The sequence below is a fragment of the Thermoactinomyces sp. CICC 10735 genome (assembly GCF_016055175.1).
Classification (GTDB): domain Bacteria; phylum Bacillota; class Bacilli; order Thermoactinomycetales; family Thermoactinomycetaceae; genus Thermoactinomyces; species Thermoactinomyces vulgaris.
The window spans coordinates 80824-93474 of record NZ_JAECVT010000006.1 but is presented as its reverse complement, the minus strand read 5'-3'; the positions used below and the strand labels follow the sequence as shown (position 1 = coordinate 93474).

General features: G+C 47.2%; 11 protein-coding genes, 1 pseudogene and 1 riboswitch. Of the genes and pseudogenes, 1 reads left to right on the top strand and 11 read right to left on the bottom strand.

Annotated elements, in window-relative coordinates; translation table 11 throughout:
- Positions 1 to 103: 103 nt before the first annotated feature.
- The 3 genes from I8U23_RS12825 to guaA form a co-directional block, all read right to left on the bottom strand.
- Positions 104 to 1249: a peptidase MA family metallohydrolase gene (locus I8U23_RS12825; protein WP_062843363.1), complete on the bottom strand. Its 1146-nt coding sequence runs from the start codon at positions 1247 to 1249 to the stop codon at positions 104 to 106.
- 97 nt (positions 1250 to 1346) lie between these two features.
- Positions 1347 to 2654 carry an NCS2 family permease gene (locus I8U23_RS12820; protein WP_181729210.1) on the bottom strand — a complete coding sequence of 436 codons (1308 nt, stop codon included), beginning with the start codon at positions 2652 to 2654 and terminating at the stop codon, positions 1347 to 1349.
- Positions 2655 to 2685: 31 nt separating this feature from the next.
- Positions 2686 to 4224, bottom strand: coding sequence for a glutamine-hydrolyzing GMP synthase (gene guaA / locus I8U23_RS12815; RefSeq protein ID WP_037996405.1), 1539 nt, complete (start codon positions 4222 to 4224; stop codon positions 2686 to 2688).
- Between the two features lie 153 nt (positions 4225 to 4377).
- Positions 4378 to 4479, bottom strand: a riboswitch (purine riboswitch).
- A 172-nt stretch (positions 4480 to 4651) separates the two neighbouring features.
- Here guaA and namA point away from each other — a divergent pair.
- Positions 4652 to 5674, top strand: a complete 1023-nt coding sequence (namA, locus tag I8U23_RS12810; RefSeq protein WP_062843365.1) for an NADPH dehydrogenase NamA — start codon at positions 4652 to 4654, stop codon at positions 5672 to 5674.
- Between the two features lie 347 nt (positions 5675 to 6021).
- Here namA and I8U23_RS12805 read toward each other — a convergent pair whose 3' ends face one another.
- From I8U23_RS12805 to I8U23_RS12775, 8 genes and pseudogenes are all read right to left on the bottom strand, one after another.
- Complete coding sequence (locus I8U23_RS12805; protein WP_232335536.1) at positions 6022 to 6450, bottom strand: hypothetical protein; 429 nt, start codon at positions 6448 to 6450, stop codon at positions 6022 to 6024.
- A 17-nt stretch (positions 6451 to 6467) separates the two neighbouring features.
- The gene (locus tag I8U23_RS13490) at positions 6468 to 6611 is read right to left on the bottom strand and encodes a hypothetical protein (RefSeq protein ID WP_232335535.1); all 144 of its coding nucleotides are present in this window, start codon (positions 6609 to 6611) and stop codon (positions 6468 to 6470) included.
- Between the two features lie 567 nt (positions 6612 to 7178).
- Positions 7179 to 7520 (bottom strand): hypothetical protein, encoded by a 342-nt coding sequence (locus I8U23_RS13485; protein ID WP_206760072.1) that lies wholly within the window; start codon positions 7518 to 7520, stop codon positions 7179 to 7181.
- Positions 7521 to 7531: 11 nt separating this feature from the next.
- Positions 7532 to 8518: a polymorphic toxin type 17 domain-containing protein gene (locus tag I8U23_RS12795; RefSeq protein WP_370526950.1), complete on the bottom strand. Its 987-nt coding sequence runs from the start codon at positions 8516 to 8518 to the stop codon at positions 7532 to 7534.
- Positions 8519 to 9077: 559 nt separating this feature from the next.
- Complete coding sequence (locus I8U23_RS12790; protein WP_037996401.1) at positions 9078 to 10235, bottom strand: glycerate kinase; 1158 nt, start codon at positions 10233 to 10235, stop codon at positions 9078 to 9080.
- Positions 10236 to 10257: 22 nt separating this feature from the next.
- A complete protein-coding gene (locus I8U23_RS12785; RefSeq protein ID WP_037996400.1) occupies positions 10258 to 11520 on the bottom strand; it encodes a GntP family permease in 1263 nt (420 codons plus the stop codon).
- Positions 11521 to 11678: 158 nt separating this feature from the next.
- On the bottom strand, positions 11679 to 12101 hold the full coding sequence (locus I8U23_RS12780; RefSeq protein ID WP_037996486.1) for a hypothetical protein: 423 nt from the start codon (positions 12099 to 12101) through the stop codon (positions 11679 to 11681).
- A 118-nt stretch (positions 12102 to 12219) separates the two neighbouring features.
- A pseudogene (locus I8U23_RS12775) lies at positions 12220 to 12515 on the bottom strand (winged helix-turn-helix transcriptional regulator).
- Positions 12516 to 12651: the final 136 nt, after the last annotated feature.

Below are 12651 nucleotides of genomic sequence, written 5' to 3'. Positions count from 1 at the left end.
ACTCTCAAGAATTAACGAGTCATGTCTTCACTCTTCAGTTTTCAAGGAACACTTCATTTCGCTTTATGTTTGCCGCTCTCTCGCGGCGACAAATACGATGTTATCACCTTCCCCGACATAAGTCAACACTTTTTTTAAAATTTTTTTCTCCGTTACAAAAAACCTCCGATAATGCTTTGCGGGTTCTTTGATTGAGTTGCTTTCTTTTCGGTTCGCTCTCCTCATCGATGTAAGGGAACTTTTTCAATCTGGCAAAGAGTTTTTGGATTCCTTCCTCCCCGTATTGTCCGACCAACTGCCGGTACCGGACATAACTGTTCAAATAATATTGGTGTGCTTTTTCAGCGGGCAATTTTTCCAACGGTGTGTTTTCCAGATCTGCAAGCGACCATGTTCTCTCCAATAATTCCACCTGATGATTCACATGGAGCTCCGGCATCAAATGCGCTTCATAATACATCGCCGCCCCTTCCTGCAACCAATAAGCGGCGTTATCATTGGTCAAATCGCTCACTGCCTGGTGCGCCAGTTCATGGATCATTCCGGAAGCCAATTGATCCGGCGCCGTGTGTCCGGCAAGAAACTTGATGGACTGATTGGCCTCATGCCATCCTCCAGCCCACCGGGGCAATGAAGGTTTCACCGACTGACGAAACCATTCAGGATCATGATACAGCTTCACTTCCATTTTTTGCGGTTGCCATGCCAAGCGCTTTTGCAGTTTGGCAGCGGCTTTTTTCAAGGTATGATAAGCAATCTGCGCATTCATCTTTAATGCAGGATTCGTGTAATAAACCGTAATTTTTTGATCCCCCCATTGTTCAAAAGCCAAGTCCGACTCTTTCCATCCTTGGGGCGTCAGACGCAACCGGACCGGCCACCGGACACTCACCGGTTCCCCCTTGGCTGAATAAACCTGTTCCACCACGATGCGTACCGTCTTGTCCCGATCCGGCATGACAGACAGCACTTTCAAATGAAAAGAATCCGGATCCATCCCTTGTATCGCATCTTGAAACCAACGCTTTTGCTCTTGCCTGTAAAAAGTGTTTTCGGGATCGATGGTTTGGAGAAACAGGTCAAGTTTCCGTCTGTGAACGGCCTGCTCTTTTTGTTTCATCAGTTGTCCAACCGCACGGCAGACATCCGGTTCCAGCTCCCGGCAGGATTCCTGAGCCATCCCCTGCACCGGTAAAATCAACAGGAACAAGCTCCAGAATATCACTGCCACCACATATTTTCGAGACATAACTCTCCTCCTTTCCTCTTAGTCTTTGAAACAAAAGACAAAGTATGCAAAGAAAAAAGCTTTCCCCCGTGACAGGAAAAAGCTTCGGGCCATCACCTCAGACGGCTCCCAAAAAGATAAACCGCAAAGCAAAGATAATCCCCAAAATATAAACAATCACATTCACTTTTTTCCCTTCGCCGGCCACCAGTTTACACAAAGGATAAAAAACAAAGCCGGCCGCAATTCCCGTTGCAATGCTGAAGGTCAACGGCATAAAGATCACCGTGATGAAAGCCGGAATCGCTTCACTCAGGTCATCCCATTCAATCTTTTTCAGGTTTCCGGCCATCAACACGCCCACAATGACCAATGCCGGCGAAGTAATGGCGGAAACGGATGCCAGCGACTCAATCAACGGGAAGAAAAACAAAGCTCCCAAAAAACAGACCGCCGTGACAACCGATGTCAGCCCGGTGCGTCCTCCGGTCGCCACTCCCGCCGAAGACTCAATATAAGAAGTCACGGTGGAGGTGCCGAACACAGCCCCCAACATGGTGGCCACCGAATCGGTAAACAACGCTCTCCCCGCACGGGGCAGTTTGTTATCTTTCAGCAGTCCGGCCTGGCTGGCCACCCCCACCAACGTCCCTGCATTATCAAATAAATCAACAAACAAAAAAGCAAAAACAATCGTAAAAAGTCCGAGTTCCAAAGCAGCCGGAACATCCAGCTTCATAAAAGTCGGCGCCATGCTCGGCGGCAGGGCAAAAAAGTCAGCCGGCACTTGAACCTGACCGGTGATCATTCCCGCAACCGCGGTGATCAACATGCCGATAAAAATCGCGCCTTTCACTTTTCGCACCATCAATACCGTGGTGATAAACAAACCAAAGATGGTAAGCAAAATCTCCGGTTTTTCCGTCAGGTGCGGATTGATCATCACAAACGTGGATTCAGAATCCACAATGACATTGGCATTTTTCAAGCCGATGAATGCAATAAATATCCCGATCCCGGACGAGACAGCATATTTCAGCCCGGTGGGAATCGAGTTGATGATGAGCTCACGCACTTTCGTGACGGTCAAAAGAAAAAAGATGATTCCGGATAAAAAGACGGCTCCCAATGCGGTTTGCCAAGGCAACTTCATTCCCAAAACGACCGTGAAAGTAAAATACGCGATGAGTCCCAATCCGGGAGCCAGTGCAATGGGGTAATTGGCAATCACCCCCATCAAGAACGTGCCGACGGCGGCGGAAAGAGCCGTTGCCACAAAAACGGCTCCCATATCCATGCCCGCCTGCCCCATCATGGATGGGGAAACCAGCAAAATATACGCCATCGTGAAAAACGTGGTCACGCCCGCCAGCACTTCGGTCTTCACATCGGTCTTATGTTCGTCCAATTGGAAAAAACGTTGGATGACTGACATGATTTCTACCTATCCTTCCCGATCATTCCCATTCGATGGTTGACGGCGGCTTCGAAGTGATATCGTAGACCACCCGGTTTACATCTTCGACTTCATTGATGATGCGGTTTGAAATTCTTTCCAGCACATCATAAGGAATGCGTGCCCAATCTGCAGTCATCCCGTCCACCGAGGTGACGGCACGGATCCCCACCGTGTAAGCATAGGTCCGGACATCACCCATGACTCCCACACTTTTGAAGTCGGGCAAAGTGGCAAAATACTGCCAGATCTCCTTGTCCAAACCGGCTTTTTGAATTTCATCCCGCAAAATGGCATCCGCTTCACGGACAATTTCCAATTTCTCTTCGGTCACTTCGCCAATCACGCGAATTCCCAGTCCCGGTCCCGGGAAAGGTTGACGCCAGACAATTTCAGCCGGAAGTCCCAGTTCTTCCCCGACTTTCCGGACTTCATCTTTAAAGAGCGTATTGAGCGGCTCAATCAATTCCATCTTCATGTCTTCCGGCAAACCGCCGACATTGTGATGGGATTTAATCGTATGAACCGTGTCCGTCCCGGACTCCACCACATCGGTGTACAAAGTCCCTTGCCCGAGGAAACGGTGATCCCCGAACTTGGCGGATTCTTCTTCAAAGACGCGGATAAACTCATTGCCGATGATTTTCCGTTTTTGTTCCGGATCGGTAACGCCTTTCAACTTGCTCAAAAAACGGTCTTTGGCATCCACTTTCACCAGGTTCATCTGGAAGTTTTCCCCGAATGTTTTCACGACACTGTCCGCCTCGCCTTTGCGCAACAAACCGTGATCCACGAACATGCAGGTCAACTGGTCTCCGACCGCTTTGTGGATCAATGCCGCAACCACCGAGGAATCCACACCTCCGCTTAAAGCGCACAACACTTTTTGGTCTTGAACCCGTTCGCGGATTTCTTGGACGGCATGATCGATAAACGATTCCATGCTCCAGTTTCCTTCACAACCGCAAACTTCATACAAGAAATTGGAAATCAATTGATTTCCGTTTACCGTGTGGCGAACTTCCGGATGGAATTGCACGGCATAAATCCTTTGTTCCGGAAGACTCATTGCCGCCACCGGAGCCGATTCCGTTTTTCCGTCGACCCGGAATCCGGACGGGGCGCCGGTCACCACGTCGCTGTGGCTCATCCAAACAAGCTCTTTTTCATCCAAACCTTTAAAGAGCGGGGAATCGGAAACAACTTCCAATTCAGACTTCCCGTATTCCCGTTTTTTGGCCCTTTCCACTTTGGCCCCAAAGTGGCTGGCAATCAACTGCATCCCGTAGCAGATCCCCAAAACGGGAATGCCGAGTTCAAAAATCTTGGGATCGCATTTGAGCGAGTCTTCATCATACACGCTATAGGGCCCACCGGAAAAAACAATGCCTTTGGGTTTCATCTCTTGGATTTTTTCGGCGGAAATGGTTCCGGGTAACAGCTCACTAAACACACCAAGATCCCGGATCCTCCGGGCAATCAATTGATTGTACTGTCCGCCAAAATCCAGCACGACAACTCGTTCCAATGGTTTTTCCATACGTCGCAACCTCTCTTCCAGCGAAATAAACTTTTGCCAAACTTAATAAAAAAGCCGGGACACCCATACCGCACGGCGATACAGGACCCCGGTTCACCATATTTTTGCATTCTTCATGATGAATGGAAATGAAATGAAGAAAACATATAGGATTCCCGAAGACCTATTCGCCGTAGTCCGGCCATTTACGGTGGCCGGGTAGAAACGTTCGGGCCCTATTCCCAAACATATACGGCAAAAGTCTTAGCCAAAAATCATCATAATCATAACAAGCCGTTTTAATGCGGTCAACAGTTTTATGTTTCATCCCTTTGGTTTTATCTATTCTTGCACAAATCCATAATGGATATAGCGAATCAACTATTAAACATGTATAATAATTTTTAGTAAGTAACAATAAAAAAAGAAGGTAAGAAGGTGAACAGAGATGTCCTCGATCTTTCAAACATTCACGCAAAAAAATGTCACACTGCCCAACCGCATCGTGATGTCGCCCATGTGCATGTATTCCGCTGGCGAAGATGGAAAAGTCACTGATTTTCACCGTGTCCATTACGGCACCCGTTCACTGGGAAAAGTGGGTTTGATCATGATCGAAGCAACGGCCGTGGAAAGCCGCGGACGGATCAGCTCCCGTGACTTGGGACTGTGGAACGACGGGCAAAAGGAAGGGTTGAAAGAGATTGTGGACTTTGCCCACAGCCAGGGTGTCAAAACCGCCATCCAACTCGCCCACGCCGGCCGGAAAGCCGAGGTCGATGAGCCCATCATTGCCCCCAGTGCCATTGCCTTTGACGATAAAAGCAAAACACCGAATGAAATGACCACTGAAGACATAAAAACCGTGGTCCAGTCCTTTGCCGATGCTGCCCGCCGTGCAAAAGAAATCGGGTTTGACATCGTAGAAATCCATGCCGCTCACGGCTATCTGATCAACGAGTTTTTATCCCCGCTCAGCAATCAACGCACAGATGAATACGGCGGAGACCTGGACGGCCGTTCCCGCTTTCTCAAAGAAGTGATTCAAGCCGTTCAGGAAACATGGGGAACGGATCGTCCGCTTTATGTCCGCATCTCCGCAGTGGACCATCATCCGGACGGGATCCAAATCGAAGACAGCATTGCCTTGGCACGCAAACTGAAAGAATGGGGCGTCGATCTCATCGATGTTTCTTCCGGGGGAACCCTGCCCGTGGCACCCGACAAAATCCATCCGGGTTATCAGGTTCCTTATGCTGAAGCGATCAAAAAAGAAGCCGGCATTGCCACCGGTGCCGTCGGCCTTGTCACCACACCGGAACAAGCGGAAGATATTCTGGGAAATGAACGGGCCGATTTGGTCTTCTTGGGACGCGAATTGCTCCGCAATCCCTTCTGGGTGCTGGATGCCGCAGGAAACCGTGATGTTTCCTATTTCGGCCCCGAACAATACCGGATGGCTTATAAATAAAAAAAGGAGGGGACCAATCCCCTCCTTTTTCTTTGGAGAATGATTAACGTTGCATAAAACAGGTGAAAACGGTCGGCAAGCTCGCTGATCACCTCCGGATCATGCAAATACACACCTATTTCCCACACAACGAACGACAAGGCAAAACGCTCATGGATTCCTGTCAATTTCTGTCCAATTTGCAATATATCAAATTCGATCCGCTTTCATTGCAATATCAATCATCTATCTTTCTATCTGTAATAAATATTTATGTTTTGATATACAGATACGATATCATCAAGTTTGCAACGGCAAAAAGACAAGATAAAACCTCTTCTCTTCTTAAAAGGATGGTCAGTCCCCTCTCATACCGGGTAGTTCAATTTCATTTTTTTAACAAACGCTTCCGGAAGTTGTTGTTGGGAAAAGTTCAAACTCATCCATGAAAAAACCGTCGCATTGATTGGATGCCAATGGTTTAAGAAAGGCAGACGATGCCATCGGTCTTTCTCATCGCGAAATCCCAACACACATACCCCCATATCCCTTTCTCCCCAGATTCCCCACTTTCCGGACGGAGGCACCCACACGACAGTATAAGAGTGATACAGGATTGCATCCGCAGGACTTTTTGCAGGTCCATGCGCCAGTACAGAAAAATATTCATCCGCTGATAAATCCACCGGCAGTTTCGCCCAGGAAAAACGGCCAAACGCTTTATAATAATAGCGGACCGGATCCGGATTCAAAACGCCCATCAGAATTTTCGGCACAAATCCTGAAGGACAGGCCAAAACGATTCACCCATCGCTCAATCAAATTCTTCAAACTTGAACCCGTGGAACGATTCTTGAAAAACCTTCTCCGGCAATTCCTGCTCCGTGTTGAACACATGATCAACCCATTTCTTTGATTCCGCAAACTCTTTTTTGTCCGCGATAAACAAACGTTCCATTCGCCTCTGCCTCCTCATCTGATCCCGGTTATTTCCTTTACCGAACACCCCTATCTTACACGGTCCATTCCCCGGTTTTCGGGTTCCTGTAACACCAACTTTACCTGAACCCTAAAATGGTTCGAACCATATGTAAAGCCGCGCATTTTTATTATTTTCCAGAGATTCAAAAGGTAAACCATTACATAAAGCGTTGGATATGATTCTCCACTTCTTGAATATATAGGAAGAAAAAATTAATATAACCACTTGTCATCCACGCACTAGCGGGTATTTTTTGCTAAGGTTACAATATTAAAGGACAGTCCTGAAATGACTGCCCTTCTAATCCAATCAATATATTTTCCTGTTTTTAATTCTTGTAACATCAATCAATATATCTTTTTATTATGTTATCCCTCTGCAAAAGATAACAATAATATGCGGAAAAGTTACCCTTCAGTTTTTGTTACATTCTTTCAAATAATTCATCCTGCTAATTTGCTGGATCGATCATTTTGCTTAATACATCTTAATTCTTTAATTCTTAACACTAATATCTCAATTTCTATAGAAATAATGTAAATGTTATTCAAAGTCTTCAAACCAACAATTGCAAAATCGCAGTTTTGTATTACAAAAGACTGCTCCCATTTTATTTGCACTAGAAACTGCAGAAATCCTTCCTTTATCCCAAGACCACTTGTTTGAAATTTTATTAAGTATGACCTCTGCTTTTTGGTGATCCAGAACACTTGAAGTTTCAACATTGCATGTAATTTTAAACCAACCATCAACTTTCCAATAGGGTTCGTTTTCAACAATATGATATGAGTCAACATAATTTTCAATTTTTTTCATTATATCGTTTAATACAATCAGTGCTTCATCTTCACTCTGACAATCCATAAATAAACTTAACTGAAACATATTCCCCTCCGTTAATGTGAAATTTCACCGTCTGGTGTTACATTGATATACTTTTTATTATTTTTGGTATATTGCCCCCATTTTTTCAACCCTTTTTCTGAGAGTTGTACATCCCATTCAAAATCAAAGTCTTTATTGGGATCTCCATGATAGGGCCCTTTTTTCCACACATTGCCAAATCTATCTACATATCCTCCCAACTTTTTATCATACTTAACTTCCTTTCCTGGAATAAATCTGAATTTTCCTTTTTTGGGTAATTGCGCCTTGGTTATAGGGTTTGTAATATTCTTTTGATATTCCTCGGTTCTCTGTTGTTTCCTTTGATAATATCCACCATAAGGGTCAGCAGTCTTTGATTCGGTATTTGAAATCCCTTTATCTCCACAACTCTTACCACTTGGCAACAGCATCATGGCCACATAGCTGTCTGCCGGTTGTTCATAAACCAGGCAATCCAGCTTTTTGTATACCTTCATGGCCGCAGGGGCAATTTTGGGGATTCCAAAATATCCAAGCACTGTGAGAGCCGTTCCGGTTACACCGGTAATTGCCGCGTTCTTCCAATTGATATTTAACTTTCGGGAAAGAGTACTGGCTGCATTTTTCCAAAAGTCTTTGGTAAACACTTTTTGTACTTTTTGTACGGGGGCGGGCAGTTTTTCAAGCAAACCGCTTCCTTTTCTCGCCAATTTGCTTGCCCTTGCCATTTTGCCGACTTTGTCCGCACCTTTGGTTCCCACCACAGCCAAGACAATTTCTCCAAGCGCATAGCCAAACCATTCTGCACGGCTTTTGGCATCCCCGTGGATCACATCACGTATAAACGATTCGGAAACGGATTGCCAAATTGCTTTGATGGTATCAATCGGATGGGCAATCGCATAAAACAAATTTTTTAATGTTTCAATGGGATGTGCTATGATATCGGCGATCCCTTTGAGGGCATCCCAAAGGGCTTTACCCAATCCTTTAAAGAAGCTGCCGACCACAATCACAACCGACGTTAACAAGGACAAGATTTTCTCAAATGCTTCCAAGAAATCCGCTACTTTTTCCTTGGTCCGATGGATGAACTCTGAACCTTTCTCGCTGACCCACTCCCAGCCGTCTTTGAAAAATTCGGTCGTCTTGTCCCAGAATCCTTTTTCTTCAGCCTGCACTTCTGTGTTATGGATCGGTTGTTGCTTTTGCGGCGCGGGAGTGTGTTCAAACTGATCGAAATCTTCATTCACCTTGGGAACATCAAATCCCCCGGGTTCGGCATAACCCGTGCCGCCAACCAATGCGAATGACCCGGCCAACAGAATCAGAAGGACAAAAAACGAGCGCAAAAACCTGTTCACGCTGTCAAAACCTCCCGTGAAACCTTTTCGTTGTTGATCTTTGGTTCCCTTCAATTTTTTTATAGCATTAAAAGGATACCGAATGTAAGTTCTTTTTTCAAGATAATTTCAATATTCTAAAAAATATCTAAAAAAATTTTACTTCCGAACGTAAACATCTTAATCACTTGGAATAATCAATTTACACCAAAAAATAAAAGCACGGAAACTTTTAATCAGCCCCCGTGCCATCAACCATCTGTTTCAAACGGATTAACCTGGCCAGGTTCCCGGCCAATTGCTCAGTGTACTTCTCCCCGTTTAAAAGGGCCGTTTCCAACGATACGGTTCCCGGCACAATGGAAAAAAGGGCATCGATCCCGTGCCGGTACACCGCATCACAATTTTCCCCGAGCATTCCCGCAATACCGATCACGGGGATTCCGTATTTTTTGGCTCGTTTGGCAACGCCGACAGGGGTTTTTCCATGGATGGTTTGGCCATCGATTTTGCCTTCGCCGGTGATGACCAGGGAAGCTTGGACCATGTGTTTATCCAGTTGCACCGCTTCAGCCACCACATCGACCCCGCGCTTTAACGAAGCGCCCAAAAAAGCAACCAGTCCGGCGCCTAGTCCCCCCGCGGCTCCCGCTCCGGGGATCGGGTCAACATCGATTCCCAGTGTTTCCTTTACCACTTGCGCATAACGGGCCAAGTTGGCATCCAGGATGGCCACCATTTCCGGGGTCGCTCCTTTTTGCGGCCCGAACACGGCGGAAGCTCCCCGCTCTCCGGTCAACGGATGATCCACATCGCATGCAACTTCAATGTGCACTTCTTTTAACCGGGGGTCCAGCTGGCTCAGATCAATTGAATCAAGCTTGCTTAGTTCCCCGCCGCCAACCCCCAGCGGATTTCCGTCCTTGTCCAACAATTTGGCTCCCAGTGCTTGGGCCATGCCGGCCCCTCCGTCATTGGTCGCACTGCCGCCGATGCCGATCACAATCCGTTTCACCCCTTGGTCCAATGCGGCCCGGATCAATTCCCCCGTTCCTTTTGTCGTGGTCACAAGCGGGTTTCGCTTCTCTTTCGGAACCAGATGAATACCGGAAGCCGCCGCCATTTCGATCACGGCCATTTTTCTGTCCCCGGTGATCCCGTAAAATGCCTCCACTTCGGTTCCCAACGGCCCGGTGACCGTTTCTTTTCGGATTTCCCCGCCGGTTGCATCCACCATAGACCGGACGGTGCCTTCCCCTCCATCGGCCATGGGGACTTTGACATATTCGGCATCCGGCATCACCTTTTGGAAGCCTTTTTCAATGGCACAGGCCGCTTCCATGGCGGACATGCTTTCTTTGAATGAGTCGGGAGCGATGACAATTTTCATGATTCCACTTCCTTTTTAAAAATTACGGAAAGATCTTGAAAACGCCGAAGATCAAGGTGGAAACGATGGTTAACATAAGCCCGATGAGAGATTCGTATGGGATCAATTTCATCCGTTCCTTGATTCCCATCATCACACTGCCTCCGGTGGCATGGAAAAAGCTTCCGTGCGGCATATGGTCAAAAACGGTCGCACCGGCATGCACCATCGCCGCAGCTGCCAGTCCCGCCACGCCCATTTCCATCATCATCCCGCCAAACACACTGCCCGCTGCAACCGTACCGGCTGTGGTCGATGCAGTCGCCGCTGACATGAATGCCCCGGAAAACGGCGCCAATAAAAAGGCCGGGAGCCCGGCAGCCGTCAAAGCCTGAATAATCACATCCGACAAATGAGAGTTGGAAATAATCCCCGCCAAGGTTCCGGTACCAAGCAGCATGATGGCCACCCCGGACATTTTTTCAAGTCCGGCAATGGCATACTGATTGATCTGTTTGGCTTTCCCCATGATGAGAGCCCCGGTGATTCCTCCAACCGGCAAGGCAACCATGGGATCCATTTCAATCCCGGCCAGCGGGCGCAACGAGAGCAAGATTATGGCCGTAAGCGGTGCCACGATTGCCGGAAGCAACTTCGGAAGCCCGGTTTGGGCCGGATCCGAAAGACCGTTGAAGGACACCGGACTTCCCTTGCGGGAAATCTTACATGCCGTGATGTACGTCACCAGGATGCCAAAGACAGCCGGAATCACCCCGGCGGCCATCACCGAGGTTAAAGAAACGTCAAATGCTTCGGCTGCTGCGATCGAGTTGGGATTGGGCGACATCAGATTGCCTGCCTTCCCGCCGCCGATCATGGCAATCAGGACGCCTGTTTTGGAAAAGCCGACCCGGCCGGCTATGGCAAGAGCAATCGGTGCCACAGTGATCACCGCCACATCAATGAACACCCCAGCCGCAGTGAGCAGCATGGTTGCAATGGCCAGAGCCAACAGCGCTCTTTTCTCCCCGATCCAATCCACCGTTTTTTCGGCAATGGTCGTTGCCGCTCCGGACTCCATCAAAACTCCGGCCAGAACCCCCGCCGCCAAAATCCGGAGTGTTGCCGGAATCATTCCTTCAGCTCCTTCCATCATCAATGAAACCGTGTCAGGGAGAGATGCCCCGCCAATCCATCCGCCGGCCAACGCACCGGCCACCATCCCGTACGCGGGCGGCACTTTCCGAAGGATCAAAATCACTGACATGACAAGTGCAATCATGGCTCCAAGAGCACTGACTTCCATTCCTGTTCATCCCCTTGTCTGTCCTTGGTTTTATTCCCATTGTACACGGTTTCATTTATAAAAACATTTCAGATTATCATGGTATTTCGCTTTTTGTAAATAAGCACCACTGAAAAAACAAAGCAAAACCCCATCTTTTACACATGGGGCCTGTTTCATTATTCACCTGCCTTGGAGTCACACGCCATGACTTGAACCTTTGGAGGAAATTCCGATAAAACCTCAATCACGTCGTTTGGAGTGATAAAAACATAATGCTCCACCTCTCGCGGATCATAAATTCCTATACTTTGTTCAATAAACCATGTTAAATAGGCGGAATTCTTCACTTTAAACATCGTCCATCGGCTGTAAAAAGGATCGCGATATTGTTCATCCAATTGATACCAGGTTTTCAAAAGCGATCCTTCGTCTGTGTTCCGATAAGACAGCACACCATTTTCAAACCAAACCCTCACCTTTCTTTCATGGTTTTCATCACTAAACTCCAACAGAACCCCTTCATGATGATCCAAAAACGAATCATTGCACAGCCTTGCCGGAATTCCGAGGATTGGCTCCCATCGCTCCCAACTTTCCATGAAATCTTTCTCCCCTATTTTTTTATTCAAAGGATGGATCAGATCCATGCATCGTTCAATCCCTTTTTACTTCTCCACTTTTTTCTTTGCTTTGCACTTGATATATTCTTCTCCCACCCTATGCAAACATCTGGTCCAAATCCGCCTTTATTGACCAACCGAATTCATTGAGTTCACAAACCTCTTTCGGAGACACTTGGTTATAAACAATACGGTGGATCACACCGTCCTTTTCCAATTCGCGCAGTAGTTGGGTCAACATTTTTTGCGAGATCTTCGGCATGGCTCTTTTCAATTGCTGGTCCGCATCGGTCCCCAGGTCAAATGGCAAAGGATGACGGTTTTCCATTTTCCGCTGACCACTTTCAAGGGCGCCTCAACCGGGATATTATAAGATTTCTCTTCCGTTTTCACAGTGATCCTCCTCCCTTCGGATCGCCAATGCTGCTTCTGTTTGATACGGTTACCCAAAAACGCCTGTGTTACCGAGAAGTATCGATATCACTAAAAAGTTCGCACTTCCAAAAAATAAGTATAAGTTACATAATAA

Bases quoted from the DNA above. Each gene is read 5' to 3' on its own strand.
- I8U23_RS12790 (WP_037996401.1), bottom strand. From the start codon at position 10,235: ATGAAAATTGTCATCGCTCCCGACTCATTCAAAGAAAGCATGTCCGCC.
- I8U23_RS12825 (WP_062843363.1), bottom strand. From the start codon at position 1,249: ATGTCTCGAAAATATGTGGTGGCAGTGATATTCTGGAGCTTGTTCCTG.
- guaA (WP_037996405.1), bottom strand. From the start codon at position 4,224: ATGGAAAAACCATTGGAACGAGTTGTCGTGCTGGATTTTGGCGGACAG.
- I8U23_RS13490 (WP_232335535.1), bottom strand. From the start codon at position 6,611: ATGGAACGTTTGTTTATCGCGGACAAAAAAGAGTTTGCGGAATCAAAG.
- namA (WP_062843365.1), top strand. From the start codon at position 4,652: ATGTCCTCGATCTTTCAAACATTCACGCAAAAAAATGTCACACTGCCC.
- I8U23_RS12785 (WP_037996400.1), bottom strand. From the start codon at position 11,520: ATGGAAGTCAGTGCTCTTGGAGCCATGATTGCACTTGTCATGTCAGTG.
- I8U23_RS12780 (WP_037996486.1), bottom strand. From the start codon at position 12,101: ATGGAAAGTTGGGAGCGATGGGAGCCAATCCTCGGAATTCCGGCAAGG.
- I8U23_RS13485 (WP_206760072.1), bottom strand. From the start codon at position 7,520: ATGTTTCAGTTAAGTTTATTTATGGATTGTCAGAGTGAAGATGAAGCA.